Genomic DNA, 19,108 nt, shown 5'->3' with positions numbered 1-19,108 from the left:
GCCGATACCATGATCGTGGGATGCGGCATGGGAGAACCGCCCCTAACGCCGAACGAAATTCGTACGGCTGTTGCCGGGCGGAATAAAGGGGTCAGCGCAGCGCCGATCGGTATTCTGCGGCGCTTGGAGGGACGTGGTGCTTGAGAAATTCTTGAGCGGCCCTTCAAGACATCGCGAGCCGTCCGGCTTTAACCGTTGCCGGGAAACCGGACTTTCAGGGGGATGGCAAAGTGAAGAAGCAGAATATGAATCGCGCGGCGCTGTGTGCGACGACCGCGCTGGTCACGGCAGGCGTCGTGCTGGCGGCGCCCGTGCAGGCGGCGGATCATGGCCGCTTCGTACCCGCCGGCGACGCGGCGACGATCGAGGTCGCCGATGGCGAAACGGTCGAGGGCGACCGGATCGGCGTCTATTCGCAGGCGCCGGCGCTGACGCTGAACAACGCCGGCACCATTCGCGGCAACGGCAGCTATGACGGGTTCGAGCGCGCCCCCGAAGGCGGCGTGATCATCCAGGGCGGGCCGGCAACGATCACCAATGTGGGGACGATTTCGGGCGCGGGCCTTGGCATCTCGACCATTCACAGCTTCAATCCGGCGACCGGACTCCTCGAAGGATTGGCCATCGGGTCCGAGGTCGTCAATTCGGGGGCGATCATTGGCGAGACGAACGACGGCGTCCGCCTGATCGGCGGCGGCAGCGTCACCAACAGCGGCACGATCAGCGGCACCGGCAGCGGTTTTGCCGACGGCATTTCGATGTTCGCCTTTGACGACCAGGACGTCAGCGGCCTGTCGTCGATCGGCAGCATCACCAATGAGGCAGGCGGGACGATCAGCGGCAGCCGCTTTGGCGCGATCCTGTCCAATGGCGGCACGATCGACAACGCCGGGACGATGACGGGCGGCACGGGCGGCATCTGGATCCAGAACGGCGTTCCCGGCGATAGCGGCAAGGTCGGCACGCTCACCAACAGCGGGGCCGTCTCCGGTGGTGGGGGCGTCGGGTTCGGCGGCGACCTCGAATCGGCGCTGCTCGCCAACAGCGGTTCGATCACCGGCACCATGTCCTACGGCGTCGCCAATGCGTCGGCGGGGCGGCTGGCGATCGACAATGGCGAAGACGGCGTCATCGAAGGGGCGCTGATCGGCGTTCACGATCAGGAGGGCGGGATCGACCTGGTCAACGCCGGCGTCATTCGCGGCAACGGCAGCTATGACGGGTTCGAGCGGCCGCCCGAAGGCGGCGTCACCATCCAGGGCGCGCCATCGACGATCACCAACAGCGGCACCATCTCGGGCGCGGGTCACGGCGTGTCGACCGCCTATTACTATAATCCCGAAACGCAGGGGATCGAGGGCCGGGCGACCGGTACGGTCGTCATCAATTCGGGGGCGATCATTGGCGAGACGAACGACGGCGTCCGCCTGATCGGCGGCGGCAGCGTCACCAACAGCGGCACGATCACGGCAGAGGCCGGCGCCTTCTCCGACGGCATTTCGATGTATGCGTACGCCGACCAGGCGAACGAGGATTATGGCGCCGCGGTAACGAATAGCGAAACGGGCGTCATCGAAGGCACCCGCTTCGGCATCATCCTGTCGGGCGGCGGCGACGTAGCGAACGACGGCGCGATCACCGGCATTTCGGGCGGCGTGTTCATTCAGGGCACCGCGCTCAACACCGATCCGAACGAGGATCGCAGCGGCCTCACCGCCACCGTGGTCAACACCGGCACGATTCGCGGGACGGGCGATTTCGGCGGCAGCAACGGCGATGGCTATGGCGTCGGTTTCGGCAGCGACATGTCGAGCGCGACGCTCGACAACGCGGGCGCGATCAGCAGCGATTTCGGGGTCGGCGTCCTGCATGGATCGCGCGCCGACCTGACCGTGACCAACAGCGAGAGCGGCACGATCACCGGCGCGACATCGGGCATCTATTCGAATGCGACCGGAACGCTTGCCGTCGTCAACGCCGGGATAATCCGCGGCAACGGCACCTATGACGGCTTTGCCGCGCCGCCCGATGCGGGCATCACCATCGGCACCGCGGGGTCGAGCGTCACCAACAGCGGCACCATCTCGGGCGCGGGTGCGGGCATCACCACGACGTCGCTTTTCGACGAGGAGACGGGCCAACTCGTCGGGCTCGCCATCGGTACCGACGTCGTCAACAGCGGTGTCATTGCGGGCGAGAGCAATGACGGTGTGCGGCTGATCGGTGGCGGCAGCGTCACCAACGGCGGAACGATCAGCGGCACGGGAGGCAGCCTTGCCGACGGCATTTCGATGTTTGCCTACGCCGATCAGGCGAGCGAGGATTACAGCGCCTTCGTCGGCAACGCCGCGACCGGCACGATCGAAGGCGACCGTTTCGGCATCATCCTGTCGGGCGGCGGCGATGTCGAGAATGCGGGAAGCATCGCGGGCGGCGACGGCGGCCTCTTTATCCAGGGCACTGCGCTCAACAGCGGCGAGCGGAGCGGCCTGACCGCCAGCGTCGTCAATTCGGGCAGCATCACGGGCAGCCGCGCCGATGGCCTGAACGGCTATGGCGTCGGCTTCGGCAGCGATCTTGCGACCGCGACGCTCGACAACAGCGGAACGATCGGCAGCGTTGCCGGGGCGGGGGTGTTCCACGGCACGTTCGGCGACGTGACGATCACCAACGCCGCGGGCGGCGCGATCGAAGGGGGCACGCACGGCGTTTATGCGGGCGGCAACGGATCGCTGACCTTGGCCAATGCCGGGACGATCCGCGGCAATGGCACCTATGAGGGGCCGGACGCGCCGGCCGATGCGGGTGTGATGATCCAGTCCGCCGATGCGGTGGTCGCGAACAGCGGCACCATCTCGGGCGCGGGCTACGGCATCGTCACACAGCTTTATTTCAACGATGACACGGGCCAGCTCGAAGCGCGCGCGACGGGCACGGCGATCGGCAACAGCGGCACCATCCGCGGCGAGGCCAACGACGCGATCCGCCTGTTCGGGGGTGGCTCGGTCGTCAACAGCGGGCTGATCGAGGGTGTCGCGGGCGAAGGGACCGACGGCATCACGATCCAGGCGTTCGCCGGCCAGGATACGAGCGACAGCACCATGCTTGGCAGCGTCGTCAACGAAGCGGGCGGCACGATCAGCGGCGCACGCTATGGCGTCCTGGCGGTCAGCGGCGCGTCCGTGACCAACGCGGGCAGCATTTCGGGCGGGGTGACCGGCGTGGTCATCGGCCGCCAGAGCAGCGCGGGCAAGACCGGCGAACTGGTCAACAGCGGATCGATCGAAGGCGGCGTGCTCATCGACGTCGACAGCGCGACCGCGACGAACAGCGGAGCGATCACCAGCGACACCGGCGTGGCATTCTCCTCGCTGGGTGCGATCACGCTCGCCAACAGCGGCGTGCTCGCCGGCGGCGCGGGCATCGCGGCAACGCTGAGCGGCTTTGACGACGAGCTGATCCTCCAGACCGGATCGGCGATCACCGGATCGGTCGATGGCGGCGACGGTTTCGACACGGTCACGCTGTCGGGCGCCGAAACGGTGCTGACGTCGGCGCAGACGATCGGCGCGCTCGACAATTTCGAGGCGCTGGCGGTCGAGGCGGGCTATTGGACGACGTCGGGCGCGGTCGGCGCTTTCGATGGCGTGGCGATCGGCGCCGGTGCGACACTGAAGGTCGGCGAAGTGGCGAGCGATGCCGGACCGGCAAGCGCGATCCTGACCAATGCGATCGCCACCGACGGCACGCTGGTGCTCGATTTCGACAGCAACACGATATTGGAGGACGCCGACGATCTGGTCATCACCGGGACCGGCAATGTCCGGCTGGAAGGCGAAGCCACCATCGTCGTCGACCGCGCCGACGCCGCGCAGCACACGGGGCGCACCGAGGTTGCGAACGGCACGCTGGTGCTGACCGGCGAGGGCCGTCTGGCATCGTCGGTGGTGACGGAGGGCGACGGGACATTCCAGCTCGGCGACGGCGGAACGACCGGCACCTTCGAAGGCGATCTCGTCAACGACGGACGCTTTGTCTTCAACCGCTCCGACGACTATGATTTCCTTGGCGCCTTCTCGGGCAGCGGCACGCTCGACAAGCTTGGCGGGGGCATTCTGACCTTCACCGGCGACTACGGCTTTTCCGGCGTCACCAACATTCTGGCCGGATCGGTTCGCATCGGCGGGATGATCGACCCCGAAACGGTTTTCGATCTGGGCGGCGGGACGCTCGACGTTTCGGGCAACGACCAGACGATCGGCGGCCTTGCAGGTGGCGCGGAATCCGAGGTGATCATCGGCAACAATCTGCTGACCGTCGATCAGGAGGACGACAGCGAGTTTGCGGGGACGATCTCGGGCACCGGCGGCTTTACCAAGGAAGGCGACGGCACGCTCAACCTGACGGGCACCAGCGATTATACGGGGCCGACCAATGTGAATGGCGGTACGCTGGCGGTCAATGGTTCGATCGCCTCGTCGCCGGTGACGGTGGGCGACGGCGGCACGCTGGGCGGCAATGGCACGGTCGGTTCGACGACGGTGGCCGGCGGCGGCATCATCGCGCCGGGCAATTCGATCGGCCGCCTGACGGTCGCGGGCGACCTCGCCTTCACCGCGGGGTCGGTCTATGAGGTCGAGGTGAATGCGGCGGGCGAGGCGGATCGGATCGATGCGACCGGCGCGGTCAGCATCGCCAGCACCGCGAGCGTATCGGTGCTGGCCGAAGACGGCAATTACAACCCGCGCACCGATTACATCATCCTGACCGGCGCGGGCGGAATTACCGGCACCTTCGGATCGGTGACGAGCGATCTCGCCTTTCTCGACCCGCTGCTGCGCTATGGCAGCAATTCGGTGACGCTGTCGCTCTATCGCAACGACATTGATTTCGCCGATGTCGCGATCGGCACCAATCAGGCGGGCGTTGCCGCGGCGATCCAGGCGCGCGGGATCGACGATCCGCTGTTCGAGGCGCTGCTGGTCCAGAATGCGGCGGGCGCGCAGGCGGCCTATGGCGACCTGTCGGGCGAGATTCTTGCCGATACGCTGAGCGGGCTCACCGACGACAGCCGCCATCTGCGGAACGCGCTCCTGAATCTCGATGCGCCGGAGGAGGCGGGCGCCTTTGTCTGGGGCTCGGCCTTTGGAGGCTGGGGAGATTTCGACGCGACGGCCGGCGGTCTTGACATGGACACCGACCACAAGGGGCTCGTCGCGGGCTTCGGCTATGGCGGCAACGGCTTTGCGGCGGTGCTGTCGGCGGGGCTCGGCAATTCGGACTTCCGCCTGGACGGGCGGAACGACCGCGCCAAGGCCGACAGCAAATATCTGGCGGCGCATTTGACCTATGGCAGCGGCGAAGGGTTCCGCGGCGCCGCCGGTCTCGCCTATGGCTGGCACGATGTCGACACGAGCCGCACCGTGGTCTTTGCGCCGCTGGCGCAGACGCTGAACTCGAACCGCGATGCGCGCACGCTGCAGCTGTTCGGAGAGGTCGGCTATGACCTCGCCCTGGGCGCGGCGGCGGTGGCTCCCTTTGCCCGGCTCGCCCACGTCCGCACCAAGAGCGACGCTTTTGTCGAAACGGGGGGTAATGCGGCGCTCGCCGTTGCCGAAACGAAGCAGGAAACCACCTTCCTCAGCCTTGGCGCGCGGGCGCGCCTCAATGCGGGCGAGGCGGGCTTCCAGCCCTATGCCTCGGCCGCGTGGAACCGGGCGTTCGGCGACCGCGCGGCCGCGGCACCGGCGGCATTCGCCAGCGGCGGCGGGGCTCCTTTCGCGATCACCGGCCTGTCGATCCCGCGCAATTCGGCGGAAGTCGAGGCGGGATTCGATTACCGCGCCGGCGCGTTCAGCCTCGGTGCCGCCTATTCGGGGACGCTTGCCGCGGGTCGCAGCACCCATGGCGTGCGCGTGAGTGCCCGCATCGCATTCTGATCACGCGACCCGATCAGAAGACGTGCGGGTTCCCTGGGGGGCCGGAGCGATCAAGCGATCGCTCCGGCCCCAAATATGTCATCACCATCGCCCGGTCCCGATTGCAGGGGCGACATAACGCGGCGTCCAACGCGGCCCATCGTTTCAATAGCGTAGCGTCGCGGCCAGCCCGACGGTGCGGGGTCGCAGCGACATCTGTTTGAGCGGTGCGCCGGTAACGGGCGCAAGATCGCTGCTGCTGTACAGGATCGACCGGTCGTTCAAGAGATTGTCGACATAGGCCGAAATCTGCCAGTTTCGCCAGTCTGTCCCCGCCCGCAAAGCGAGATTGCCGTAACCTTCGCCCCGGTAAACGCGCGCATCATAGCTTTCCGATTCGCGGGAAGGCGCACGGCGATAAGGGGTGGCAAACCCGTATTGAGCGCGAAGATAGCCGAGGAGTTTCGGGGACAGGCGCGCCCTATATTCGATTGCCATCTGCCCCGACCAGCGGGGAACATAGGGAAGCCGGTCCCCCCGCGCGGCGATGATGGCGGACATGTCGCCCGGGTCGGCGGCAATCGTCTTGCGGAACCGCGCGTCGATGAAGCCGAGTCCCGCATACAGCGTCAGACCCGCGACGGGCTTTGCTTCCAGTTCGGCTTCAAAGCCGCGGTTGCGCGCCGCTCCCAGATTGTCGGTGAAGCTGAAACCGCAATTGGGCAGCGTTACGGGTTGCTGGATATTGCTCCAGTCGATCTGAAAAAGCGCGGCGGATACGGTCAACCGCGGCCGGGTGAATTGTCTCTTGAGGCCGATTTCGTAGCTCCACAGGCTGTCGGACGCGAACGAAGCCGGCGCTTCGTCGCGGCCGAACCCGCGCAGGTCGGCGGCGCAGACATCGGCGGGAACGGGCGGGTTGGCGCCGCCGATGCGATAGCCTTTTCCGACGTTTATATAATATAGCTGGCTGCTGTCGGGGCGATAGGCGACGCCAAAGCGCGGCGTCACCGGCGTTTCGCGGCTCGATCGTTCGCCGGGAAGCGAGATGTTCCCGCCCGCATAGGGTCCTTCGGAAAGAACGCTGAGGTCGAGCATCGTGCGCGATACGCGCACACCGGCGCTGACCTCGAGACGGGGCGTGAGTTTCCAGTTCACATCGGCAAAGGCGGCGATTTCGGTTTCGACCGTTTTTTCGGTGCCGTGATAGCTGCGGTTGCCGGGCAGCAAGGGGGTGCCGAACGCGCCTTCGACACTGGTACCGAAATATTGTGAAACGAGCGATGCCAGCCCCGGATCGACGATGTCCTGCGACAAGTGGAGCCGCGAGCGGCCGTAATAGGCGCCGAGAACCCATCCCGGAGCCTTATCGCTTTTCGGCGCGGCGAGACGAATCTCCTGCGTCAGCCCTCGCTGTCCGATATGCGTCCGGCTGAATGTTCCTTCGTCGGGCTCCAGCCCGGGCACGGTGCCGCCCAACACCAATTCGCCGAAGATCGACGAATAATCGGTCGTCTGCCGGTCGTCGCGATCGAACCAGGCGGTTACGCTTGTCAGCGTCACGCTCCCCAGATCGACCTCGGCGGTCAGGCTGGGCAGGATGAAACGGTCGGTGGAAGGCTGCCGGTAACGCGCGCCCTGCCGGTAGGGACCATAGCGGTCGTCGAAGAAGGAATAGTCGTTGCGACGACCGCGCTGATAAAAGACGGCGGGCGTGATCGTGATCCCGTTGCCCGGTACAATTCTGAGGCCCCCGCGCAGCGCCGATACCGAATGCCGGTCGATGTCGCGCTGGGATATGGTGCCCGTCGCCCGGTCGATGCGATCGACATAGCCGGCGTCGGAGCGATGATAGAGCGCGACCCGGAATCCCAGGCGACCCGGCGTGATCGGTCCGCCAAAGGCCCCTTGCAGCTGATGGCCGACGCCGCCCCCATGTGTCGCCATGACACTGGCGCCGGCATCGCCGCTGAATTGGTCGATCGGGGGCAGGCGCGATATAAAACGGATCGTGCCGCCCATCGAACTTGCACCGAACAGGCTTCCTTGCGGCCCGCGCAAAACCTCGACCCTGTCGAGATCGAAAACCCGAAGATCGACATTGCGCGAAAAGAGGACGGACCGGATCTGCACCGGAACATCGTCGATATACAGGCCGACGGTCGAACCGCCGGTGGCCGAAAATATGCCTCTGATCGACGGTGTGGCAATTCCCATCACCCCATTGGGCGAAAGCGTGAGATTGGGCACGACGCGCGCAATGTCCGATATCGTGTCGGCGCCCATATGATCGAGCATTGGTGCGTCCAACGCCGTCAGGCTGATCGGCACCGCAATGGCGGGCTCCGCCTGACGCCGGGCCGTGACGACAATGGCATCCGGCGAATCCGGACCGATCCGATGAGGTTGATCCTGCTCGGCGGCCTTTCCGGGCAGCGGATGAACAACAAGCGAAGCCGAAAAAGCCAGCGCAGCGAAGCCGGAGCGCCACGCTGTCTCCCCTCCCGAACGCTCGCCCGGCGCGTGATATTCGCGGATCTCCACTTCCGATACCCCCGTTTTTGAAGCCGCGGATCGATCATCAGCGCGTCAACGATATTCGCGCTCGATCGGGACGGGTTGGGCGACCCAGCCCCGGCCGACCTCGTTCGGGGATGAGAGCCATCGTTTCACCCCCCGACGGTTTGCGCATCGATAAGCCGATACGCAAGAGGTGTCGGATGTCCGATGTGGCATGGCGAAGGCCCTGCTGCTCTCCGGCAGCCCTCTCACCCTCTCAGCACCGCTCCCGCCTTTGCTGCCGCGGCGACGACCTTGTCGGCGATCGCCTTCAGCTCGGCGTCGGTGAAGCTTTTCTCGGCGGGTTGCAGTTCGACCTCGACCGCCAGGCTCACCTGCCCCGCGGGCACGCCTTGCCCGGCGAAGCGGTCGAACAGGCGCGCGTCCACGATCGCCGCCTTGTCGGCACCGCGGATAGCGCGCACCAGCTCGGCGGCGGTCAGGCTCGCCGGCGCGAGGAAAGCGAAGTCGCGGCGGACCGATTGCAGCGCCGGGGGCGCGAACGCCGCGCGCGCGGGGCCGCTTGCGCGCTTGGCCGGCAGCGCGTCGAGGAAGATCTGAACCGCCATCACCGGGCCGTCGACGTCGAAGCTGCGCGTCAGCGCGGGGTGGAGCGCGCCGAATTCGGCGAGCACCGCCTTGGGGCCGAGCCGCAGCGTCGCCGACTGGCCGGGGTGCCAGATAGAACCGGGGGTGACGGCTTCCATCACCTGCAGGCGGTCGGCGGGGGCGCCCGCGACGCCCAGCAAGGCCAGCGCTGCCGCCTTCGCGTCAAAGGCATCGAACGGCGCGGCCTTGCCCGTCTGCCAGCCGCGCGCGCGCTTGTCGCCCGCCATCAGGATCGCCAGCGTCGGATGCTCGGCATCCGCCAGATAGCGCCGCCCGATCTCGAACAGGCGGATGCTGTTCTGCCCACGATTCTGGTTGCGCGCCGCGGCGGCGAGCAGGCCGGGGAGCAGCGACGGGCGCATCACCTTCAGATCTTCGCTGATCGGGTTGGCGAGGCGCCAGACGCCGCGGCCAAAGGGCGCGGCCTCGGCCTCGCTGATGAACGACCAGGTGACGGCTTCGTCGAAGCCCGCGGCCGCGGCGGCGCGGCGCAGACGGCGTTCGGCCAGCTGCTCGGCGGTCGCGGTCGGTTTCGCCACCCCGTCGGCACGCGGCAGCGGTACCGACGCGATCGCGTCGAAACCGGTGATGCGCGCGACTTCCTCGACGATGTCGGGCGCGGCGTCCATGTCGCGGCGCCAGCTCGGCACCGCCACCTGCCAGCCGCCGCCCTCTTCGGTCACGCCAAAGCCGAGGGCCGTCAATATTTCCTGCTGGCGGGCGGGCGCGATGTCGATACCGCCCAAGCTCGCCGCAAGCGCGGGGTCGTACGCGATCGTCTTCGCTTCGGCGGGCGGCGCGCCCGCGCGCGTCACCGTCGACGGGGTGCCGCCGCAGATATTGAGGATATGCTGCGTCACGATCGCGGTCGCATCGTCCAAGAACGCGGGGTCGACCCCGCGCTCGAAGCGGCTGCGCGCGTCGCTCGACAGGCCGAGCGCCTGGCCCGTGAGCGCGATGCGTTCGGGGGTGAAGTAGGCGATCTCGATCAGCACGTCGGTCGTCGTTTCGCTGCACCCCGAATGCTCACCGCCCATGATGCCGGCGATGTCGTGAACCTCGCGGTCGTCGGCGATCACCGTCATCGTGTCGGTGAGGCGATACTCCTTGCCGTTCAAGGCAACCGCCGTTTCGCCGTCCTTCGCGCGGCGCGCGACGAGGGCACCATGCAGTTTGGCACGGTCGTAGATGTGGCTCGGCCGGCCGAGGTCGAACATCACATAATTGCTGATGTCGACGAGCGCCGAGATCGAGCGCTGCCCCACCGCTTCCAGCCGGCGGCGCATCCATTCGGGGGCCTGGCCGTTGACCACGCCGCTGATCGTGCGACCGAAGAAGGCAGGACAGGCTTCGGGATCGTCCGTGCGGATTTCGGTCGCGGGCGCGCCCTCGCCAGTGATCGCCGGGACCTCGAGCGGCTTCAGCGTGCCGAGCCCGGCGGCGGCGAGGTCGCGCGCGAGTCCGCGCACGCCCATGCAGTCCTGCCGGTTCGGGGTGATCGAAATGTCGACCACGGGGTCGTCCGCGCCCGTATAATCGGCAAAGGAGCTTCCGACGGGCGCATCGGCGGGAAGCTCGATGATCCCGTCATGGTCGTCGCCGAGCTCAAGCTCGCGCGACGAGCACATCATGCCGTTCGATTCGACGCCGCGCACCGCGGCGACCTTCAGCTCCATGCCGTTCGCAGGCACGACCGCGCCGGGGAGCCCGAGCACGCCGACCAGGCCCGCGCGCGCATTGGGCGCGCCGCACACGACGGTCAGCGGCGCGCCGGCGTTGACCTCTGGGCCCGCCTCGACAGTCAGCACCTGCAACTTGTCGGCCTGCGGATGTTTTTCGGCGGTCAGCACCCTGGCGACGCGAAAACCGGCGAGCTTTTCGGCCGGATTTTCGACGCCTTCGACCTCGTGCCCGATGCGGTTCAAGGTCGCGACGACATCGTCGACGGTGAAAGCGCCGTCGAGGTGGTCGCGAAGCCAGTCGAGCGTGATCTTCATGCCGACACTCCTCCGCCCGAAACGCCGCCAGACAATGTCGGCACCGACAGCGCGCCGAACCCGTAATGCGCGAGCCAGCGAAGGTCGCCGTCGAAGAAGGCGCGGAGGTCGTCCATGCCATATTTCAGCATCGCGAGCCGGTCGACGCCGACGCCGAAGGCAAAGCCCTGCCATATATCGGGGTCGAGCCCGCAATTGGCGATCACGCGGCGGTTCACCATGCCGCTGCCGAGCAGCTCCATCCACGCATGCCCTTCATCGTCGCCATTGCCGCCGACGATCCGGCGCCCCTTTTCCTGTTTGTAGCCGACGTCGACCTCCGCCGAGGGTTCGGTGAAGGGAAAATAGCTGGGGCGCAGCCGCAGCACGATGTCGTCGCGCTCGAAATAGGCCTTCAGGAAGGTTTCGAGCGTCCATTTGAGATGCCCCATATGGATGCCGCGGTCGATCACCAGCCCCTCGACCTGATGGAACATCGGCGTGTGCGTCGCGTCGCTGTCGCTGCGATAGACGCGCCCCGGCGCGATGATGCGGATCGGCGGTTCCTGGCTCATCATCGTCCGGATCTGTACCGGCGAGGTGTGCGTGCGCAGCAGCATTGCGCGGCCTTCTTCATCCCGGTCGGGGAAATAGAAAGTGTCGTGCATCGCGCGCGCGGGATGCGTTTCCGGGATGTTGAGCGCGGTGAAGTTGCGCCAGTCGTCCTCGATCTCCGGGCCGGTCGCGACGGCGAAGCCCATGTCGGCGAAGATTTCGGCAAGCTCGTCCATCACCTGGCTCACCGGATGCACGCTGCCGCGCGGGCCCGGATCGGCGGGGAGCGTCATGTCGATCGCTTCGGCGGCGAGCCTGGCGTCGAGCGCGGCGGCGTCGAGCACCGCCTTGCGCGCGGCGAGCGCGGCGGTGACGCGCTCGCGCAGGCCGTGGATGGCGGGTCCCTGCACCTGCCGCTCTTCGGGGCTCATGCCGCCCAATGTCTTGAGCATCGCGGTGATGCTGCCCGCCTTGCCGAGCGCGGCAATGCGCAGCGCCTCGACAGCCGCCGTGTCGGCTGCGGCCTCGATCTCGCTCAAGATCCGGGTCTGGATGGCTTCGATATCGCTCATCGTCACTCGTCCTGTTCCGGCGGCGTTGCCGCCGCCGGTATCGTCTTTCCGTCGGTGCTTGGATAGGCGGCTGCCCGCGCGTCCGTGGTCCGCCGCTCGCACCGAACGCGCCGCGGGTCAAGTCCGTTGGCCGGAAAGCGCCCTATGCGGAGGGGTGGTGCAGCCCCTGGACCGCCGCACCCGCCGCCGCTGTGCGCGCGAAAGCCGCGGCGCCGAGGATCGGTTTCGGCCGCGCCGCATAGGCGCGCGGACTCATTCCCATGAAGCGCCTGAAATCGCGGGTGAATTGCGCCTGATCATAATAATGATGATCCATCGTATCGATCCACGCCATCGAGGGGTCGAGCATGAAGCGCGACAGGCTGCGCAGGAAACGCTGGCGGCGAAGCAGCAATTTGGGGGCAAAGCCGAAAGCGCGCCGACTCAATCGTTCGACCGATCGTTCGGACAGGCCAAGCTTGTCCGAAAGGTCGGCGACGCTCGCCGCCTCGTCGTCGAGCAGTGCCCGGTGCGCGGCGACGATGGCGGGGTCGTCGGCGGGTACCGATGCCAGTAGCGCGCAAAAATGGGCGTCGATCAACGCCGCCGCGGCCTCGACGTCGTTGACGCGGGGCAGCGCGTCGGTGAGCGGCGCAAAGGCTGTAAAAGCGTTGTGGGCACGGCCGTCGCAATAGGTGTCGGCCAATGCCGCGGCGGGGATCGATACCAGCTTGGCCCAGCCGGCCGGCAGGATGCCGACGCCCCAGACGCGCATGTCGCCCGCCGAGAAATAGCTGGCGCGGCTGGTCGGCCCGGCGACGATGAAACGCGGCGCACGGGCGACCGGACCGCCGCCGATCGCGACGTGCGGGGCGTCGCCCTCGATGAAGCGCATATTCGCCCATTCGGGATGCAGATAATCCTCGATCCGGGGCGCGCCGTTCAACGCGACCTCGGTGAGATATATCGCGCTCAGATAGGGCGCCAGTGCGCGTGATGGCGGAAAAAAGCGCGTCGCGACCTGGGCGGAGGCGGGAGGGCGGTGAGATGCGTCGCGCTGCGGCATGTTGCACCACTCTGACACAAAAAGCATGAAAAACAATGCCGGGTCGCCGATCTATGTCGGCTTCTTACAATTTTATGCGTTCAGCCTGCGCCATAATTGCGTTGTCCGCTGCCGAAGGCGGGCGGGTTTGGAAGATGGCGACGCGCCGGCGGAGGGGTTGGCGGGGACCTGAAACAGACGAGCGATTTTCCAGGCTTCGTTCCGGCCGTCAGCTTTCTGCGACCCACGGCTATCCGGACCGGACGAGGGGGGCGATGGTTTCTTAGGAACCATTGTCGGGGCGGCGTGGAGCGCAAGCTTTGCGCCGCCCCATCCGTTTTGCGGCCGTTCGCCGCCCGTGCGTGCCTGACCCTAATGGAAATCGCGGGATTTCGGCAGAATGCGTACATTGCGCGGATGTCCGTGACGCGGGGCATGGCCGCGCGGATATTGCGGATGCTTCACCTCGTCGGCGCGCGCGAGGCCCCCGTCGAAGCACCGGTCGCTGCCCAGCGTATCGAGCATCGGCGTGCGGTCGACGATACGCGTCGCCATCAGGTGAATGACGCCCTCCTTGCTCCGCTGAACCTCGCCTTCGGCAAGCATCAGTCGCGACGCCATGACGGCGCGGCGATAGCGTTCGAAATGGCGCGCCCAGAGGAGGATATTGACGATGCCGCTTTCGTCCTCGATCGTGATGAAGATCGCATTGCCCTTTCCGGGGCGCTGGCGGATCAGCACGACGCCCGCGGTGCACACGATAGAGCCGTTCCTTGCCGCCGCGACCCCGGCGGCGCTGAGCACGCCTTCGCGTTCGAAATCGCTGCGCAGGAACGCCATGGGGTGTCCTTTGAGCGACAGCCGCGTCGTCTGATAATCGGTGAGCACATGTTCGACCATCGGCGTCGGCGGCAGTGCGGCATCCTCCTCGAAGCCGAGTTCGTTCGCTTCGGCGGCGGCGAACAGCGGCAACACCCCCTGCCGCACCCGCCGCGCATCCCACAGCGCCGGACGCCGATCGAGCCCCATCGACCGGCACGCATCGGCATCGGCGAGAAGGCGCAGCGCGCGCGATGGCAGATTGGCGCGGCGTGCGAGTTCCTCGACCGAAGCGAAGGGCGTAGTGCGCGCCAAAGCGATCTGCGCTGCCCACTCCTTGCGAAACCCGTCGACCTGCCGGAAGCCGAGCCGCAGCGCGAGCGTGCCGTCGGCACGGCGTTCGAGGCTGTTGTCCCAATCGCTGTGATTGACATCGACCGCGCGCACCTCGACCCCATGTTCGCGCGCATCGCGCACGAGCTGCGCGGGAGCGTAAAAGCCCATCGGCTGCGAATTGAGGATTCCGCACGCGAAGACCGCGGGGTGGTGGCATTTCAGCCAGGACGACACATAGACGAGCTTGGCGAACGACTGGGCATGGCTTTCGGGAAAGCCATAGCTGCCGAACCCCTCGATCTGTTTGAAACAGCGCGCCGCGAAATCGGGCTGGTAGCCGCGACGCACCATGCCGCCGATCATCTTCTCCTTATATTGATGGATCGTTCCGGCATTGCGGAAAGTCGCCATCGCGCGCCGCAGCCCATTGGCTTCGTCGGGCGTGAAACCCGCTGCGACAATCGCCAACTTCATCGCCTGTTCCTGGAAAAGAGGTACGCCCTCGGTTTTTCCGAGCACCTCTTCCAATTCATTCGCTTCGGCGCCTGCGCGTAGCGGGAGTTCGGGCTTTTCCTCCTTGTTGCGGCGCTTCAGATAGGGATGGACCATGTCGCCTTCGATCGGGCCGGGACGGACGATCGCGACCTGGATGACAAGGTCGTAAAATATGCGCGGGCGCAGCCGCGGCAGCATGTTGATCTGGGCGCGGCTTTCGACCTGAAAGACGCCGATGCTGTCGCCCTTGCAGAGCATGTCATAGACGGCCCCGTCTTCTTTCGGGACCGATTTGAGGTCGTGATCGCCCAGATCGTGCAGCCGCATCAGGTCAAAGCATTTGCGGATGCAGGTCAGCATTCCCAGCGCGAGCACATCGACCTTCATCAGCCCCAGTTCGTCGATGTCGTCCTTGTCCCACTCGATGAAGGTGCGCTCCTCCATCGCGGCGTTATGAATCGGCACCGTCTCGTCGAGCCGGTCCTCGGTCAGCACATAGCCGCCGACATGCTGCGACAGGTGGCGCGGAAAGGTCAGCAACTGCGCGACGAGCCATTGCAGCCGCGCAATGTCGTCGAGTTCGGGGTCGAGCCCGGCTTCGACGAAACGCTCGACGGGCATCTCGCTGCCCCAGCTGCCCCAGCTTGTATCGGCGAGCCGCTGCGTGACATCCTCGCTCAGCCCCAGCGCCTTGCCGACCTCGCGCACCGCGCTGCGCGGGCGGTAATGGATCACCGTGGCGGCAATGCCCGCGCGCCGCCGCGTGTAGCGGCGATAGACATATTGCATCACCTCCTCGCGCCGCTCATGCTCGAAATCGACGTCGATGTCGGGTGGCTCGCCCCGCTCTTCGGACAGGAAGCGCGTGAAGAGCAGATTGTTCGCGATCGGGTCGATCGAGGTGATTTCGAGCAGATAGCAGACGAGCGAATTGGCCGCCGAGCCGCGCCCCTGGCACAGGATCGGCGGGTCCCGCGTGCGCGCGAAGTTGACGATGTCGTGGACGGTCAGAAAATAGCAGGCGAAGTTGCATTTGCGGATGAGCGTCAGTTCCTCGTCGAGCACCTCCTGCCAGCGTTGCGGCAATCCGGCGGGATGAAGCCTGTTCGCAGCCTCCATCACCTTATGTTCGAGCCAGCTTTGGGGCTCCCAGCCTTCGGGGACCGGTTCGTGCGGATATTCATATTCCAGATCGCGCAGCGAAAAGCCGATGCGATCGAGAATCTTCACGCTTTCATCCACCGCTTCGGGACAGTCGCGAAACAGGCGGCGCATTTCCTGCGGCGATTTCAGATGGCGTTCGCCATTGGCGCGCAGCAGGCGGCCGGCGGCATGAAGGTTGGTGCCCTCGCGGATGCAGGTGACGACATCGTGCAGCGGCCGCTGGCCGCGCGTCGCATAGAGCGCGTCGTTGGTCGCGAGCAGCGGGATTCCGACCCGTTTCGCCAGGGCTTTCAATCGGGCAAGACGGCGGCGGTCGCTTCCCCCCCGCGGCATTGTTGCGCCCAGCCAAAGCGATCCCGGTGCCCTTTGGGCCAGGCGATGCAACAGCGCCTCGTCCGCCTCGCTCGCCATCGCGATCAGGATCATCTCCTCGCAATGGATCAGCAGGTTTTTGAATTTCATCACGCAATCGCCCTTTCGGGTCCGGCGATTGCCGAGGGTCAGCATCCGGGTCAGGCGGCCCCAGCCGCGGCGCGTTACCGGATAGGCGATGATGTCGGGTGTGCCGTCGTCGAACACCAGCCGGGCGCCGACGACAAGCTTGAACGGCGGAAGGTCGACCCCCGCTTCGGCAGCCTCTTCGCGCAGATTGCGCAGCCCGGTGAGCGCGCGCACCACCCCCGCGACGCTGTTCCGGTCTGCGATGCCGATGCCTTTCATGCCGAGCGCCAGCGCTTCCGCAACCATGTCGGCGGGGTGCGAGGCGCCGCGCAGAAAGCTGTAATTGGTTGCGACGACCAGTTCGGCAAAGCCGGGATCTGCGGATTGTACGCTCATGCAAAGACCCCGTGGATATACCAGCGCGGGTCGGGCTTTTCGTCATACAGGCCGTGGCGAAAGACCCAGAAGCGGCGGCCCTGCGCATCCTCGACGCGGTAATAATCGCGCGTCAACCCGCCATTGTCGCGGCGGCGCCACCATTCGGCGGCGATGCGTTCGGGGCCTTCGTAGCGGCGCACGGCGTGGAAGGCGCGGCGCCAGCGAAACCGCTGCGGCGGCCCGTCGGGGACTTCGGCGATCACCTCAATCGGCTGCGGCGGGTCGAAAAGGTGGAAGGGGCGCGTCGGCGGTTCGCCTGGATCGGCCGCCTGCCACGGCAGCGGTGCGGGCGCGTCGATCGCGGGGAGTTCGAGCTGCGCCTGTTCGGGGATATGCGTGTCGGCGGGGCGAAGGCGCCGTACCCGCCCGCGCCCGAGCCGCGTCGCGAGCCGGTCGGCGAGTTCGTCGATCGCGGCGTCCTTGACCGCGCCGCCTTCGAGCCCCAGCTGGCTCGCGCCGAGCGTTTCGAGCCGCGGCACCGCGAGGCGGATCATGTCGAAGCCGAAACCGGGGTCGAGCGGATCGGCGAGGCCGTCCATGCGCTCGGCGAAGAGGCGCATGACGAGCCCCGCGTCGCGCGTCGGGTGGCCGGTCTCGATCGCGATGCCGCGGGCAAGACCGTCGCTGCGAAAGAAGGTCGCGCGGAAATGGCGCCCGCCCTGGCCGCGCTCGGCAAGCTCCGCGATCGTTTCCTCGACGAGTTCGGCCAGGATTCTGGCGGCGTGCGCCGTGCTGCCCAAAGGTTCGGCGAAGCGGCGTTCGGCGGCGACCGGGGGCGGCGCGACGCGCGGGTCGAGCGGGCTCGGCGCGTCGCCCAATATGCGGCGCAGCGCCATCGCGGCGTCGGTGCCGAAGCGCGCGGCGAGATTCGCCGTCGGTCGGCTCGCGAGGTCGCCGATCGTCTTCAATCCCGCACGCACGAGCGCGGTCGTCGCCTCGACCTCGAGTTCGAGCGCGGCGACGGGCAGGCGGCGGATCGCGCTGGCTTCGTCGGGGGCAGGGCGCGCCTGATAGCGCGCGAGCGCGCGAGCGGCGTCGGCGGTGGGGCCGAACGCATGGCGGAGCGTCATGCCGAGGCGCGCGAAGCGGCGTTCGGCGTCGGCGACCACCCGCGCCTCGCCGCCCAGAAGATGGTCGGCGCCGGTGATGTCGAGAATCAACCCGTCGGGCGCGTCGAGCGCGACAAGCGGGGTATAGCGCGCGCAGCCCTCTGCGAGCCGGTCGAGCCAGCCATGGTCGAGCACGGGATCATACGCGACGACCACCAGGTCGCCGACCTGCGCGCGGGCATCGGCGAGCGGCATGCCGGGGCGCAGCCCGACGGCAAGCGCCGCCGCATCGACGCTGGCAAGCCGCATCGCGCCGCGTTGCTTTTCGGCAAAGACGAGCGGAGCGTCAGGCGGCCGCGACGCCGTGCGCAGCCATCGCTCGGCGGGCAGGAAGGGGAAGAAGAGCGCCAGATAGCGCCGCATCGCCGGCCGGTGGTCCAAAGGCTTGTTCGTCATGGTTCCAGTCCAGTCGCCAGCGCGCGCCCGCAGGGCCGCCGCGCCAGCGCAGCAGTTCAAGGTCGAAGGCGGGGGCGCCGGGCGCATGGGCGGCAAGCGCGCCTGAGGCGGCGGCGGCGACGTTCCAGCGCGTTTCGGCGACGCTCGGCGCCGGCGCGGCGTTCAGGCGCAGCATCAGCAGCGTCGTTCCCGCGTCGCGCGCGCCAAGCGCGAGGCGGCGGCCTGCGGTGAGGTCGAGCAGCGGAAATCGCCCCCAGCTTTCGACGATCACCGCCGCCGATCCCGCGCAGCGAATCGCATCGTTCGCACAGCCGAGCAGCATCCTGGGGTCGGGGGTTTCGACGAGGAGCAGCCGGTCGGGATCGCCGCCAAGCTCGGCGATACCGGGGGCATAGATATGCCCCGCTCGCCGGCCCGCCTCGGCGGTGCGCAGCCAGATCAGCGGCGCCTGGCCCGGCACACGCAGCGCGACGAGCGCGGCGAAAGCCGCGGCGCTGGTCGCATCGAGCGCATCGGCGGCAAAAAATTCATGGGTGCGCCCGGTCATCAGCCCGCCGCCGAGCGCGGCATCGAACGGCGCATGGCCGCTCGTCAGCCAGCCCGCCGCCGGGCGGCTGGTAAGGCCGCCATCGGCGGCGATCCGGGCGATGCGTTGGCGCAGCCCGGCGAGAGGGTGGGACGACTCGCGCATCATTTG

General features: G+C 67.2%; 8 protein-coding genes. 1 reads left to right on the top strand and 7 read right to left on the bottom strand.

Annotated elements, in window-relative coordinates; translation table 11 throughout:
- The first annotated feature begins 230 nt into the window (after positions 1–230).
- Positions 231–5,939, top strand: coding sequence for an autotransporter domain-containing protein (locus RIA72_RS17015; RefSeq protein ID WP_350033258.1), 5,709 nt, complete (start codon positions 231–233; stop codon positions 5,937–5,939).
- A gap of 144 nt (positions 5,940–6,083) precedes the next feature.
- Here the strand turns inward: RIA72_RS17015 and RIA72_RS17010 are convergent, their stop codons facing one another.
- The 7 genes from RIA72_RS17010 to RIA72_RS16980 all read right to left on the bottom strand — a co-directional run bounded on the left by RIA72_RS17010 (position 6,084) and on the right by RIA72_RS16980 (position 19,102).
- Positions 6,084–8,462 carry a TonB-dependent receptor gene (locus tag RIA72_RS17010; protein WP_350033257.1) on the bottom strand — a complete coding sequence of 793 codons (2,379 nt, stop codon included), beginning with the start codon at positions 8,460–8,462 and terminating at the stop codon, positions 6,084–6,086.
- 224 nt (positions 8,463–8,686) lie between these two features.
- On the bottom strand, positions 8,687–11,083 hold the full coding sequence (pheT, locus tag RIA72_RS17005; protein WP_350033256.1) for a phenylalanine--tRNA ligase subunit beta: 2,397 nt from the start codon (positions 11,081–11,083) through the stop codon (positions 8,687–8,689).
- Positions 11,080–12,189, bottom strand: a complete 1,110-nt coding sequence (pheS, locus tag RIA72_RS17000; protein ID WP_350033255.1) for a phenylalanine--tRNA ligase subunit alpha — start codon at positions 12,187–12,189, stop codon at positions 11,080–11,082. The genes pheT and pheS overlap by 4 nt, the downstream gene beginning before the upstream one ends.
- Positions 12,190–12,331: 142 nt before the next feature.
- Positions 12,332–13,114 carry a helix-turn-helix domain-containing protein gene (locus tag RIA72_RS16995; protein WP_350033254.1) on the bottom strand — a complete coding sequence of 261 codons (783 nt, stop codon included), beginning with the start codon at positions 13,112–13,114 and terminating at the stop codon, positions 12,332–12,334.
- Positions 13,115–13,585: 471 nt separating this feature from the next.
- A complete protein-coding gene (locus RIA72_RS16990) occupies positions 13,586–16,864 on the bottom strand; it encodes an error-prone DNA polymerase (protein ID WP_350033253.1) in 3,279 nt (1,092 codons plus the stop codon).
- Positions 16,861–18,411 carry a Y-family DNA polymerase gene (locus RIA72_RS16985; RefSeq protein ID WP_350033252.1) on the bottom strand — a complete coding sequence of 517 codons (1,551 nt, stop codon included), beginning with the start codon at positions 18,409–18,411 and terminating at the stop codon, positions 16,861–16,863. The genes RIA72_RS16990 and RIA72_RS16985 overlap by 4 nt, the downstream gene beginning before the upstream one ends.
- On the bottom strand, positions 18,302–19,102 hold the full coding sequence (locus RIA72_RS16980; RefSeq protein WP_350033251.1) for an ImuA family protein: 801 nt from the start codon (positions 19,100–19,102) through the stop codon (positions 18,302–18,304). Before RIA72_RS16980 ends, RIA72_RS16985 begins: the two co-directional genes overlap by 110 nt.
- Positions 19,103–19,108 lie beyond the last annotated feature (6 nt).

Origin of the sequence: Sphingopyxis sp., from assembly GCF_040216815.1 — a bacterium.
GTDB lineage: Bacteria > Pseudomonadota > Alphaproteobacteria > Sphingomonadales > Sphingomonadaceae > Sphingopyxis.
Note: the sequence above shows the minus strand (reverse complement) of the source record. Positions and strands in the feature narration are given on the sequence as shown.

Bases quoted from the DNA above. Each gene is read 5' to 3' on its own strand.
- pheS (WP_350033255.1), bottom strand. From the start codon at position 12,189: ATGAGCGATATCGAAGCCATCCAGACCCGGATCTTGAGCGAGATCGAG.
- RIA72_RS16980 (WP_350033251.1), bottom strand. From the start codon at position 19,102: ATGCGCGAGTCGTCCCACCCTCTCGCCGGGCTGCGCCAACGCATCGCC.
- RIA72_RS16990 (WP_350033253.1), bottom strand. From the start codon at position 16,864: ATGAGCGTACAATCCGCAGATCCCGGCTTTGCCGAACTGGTCGTCGCA.
- RIA72_RS16985 (WP_350033252.1), bottom strand. From the start codon at position 18,411: ATGACGAACAAGCCTTTGGACCACCGGCCGGCGATGCGGCGCTATCTG.
- pheT (WP_350033256.1), bottom strand. From the start codon at position 11,083: ATGAAGATCACGCTCGACTGGCTTCGCGACCACCTCGACGGCGCTTTC.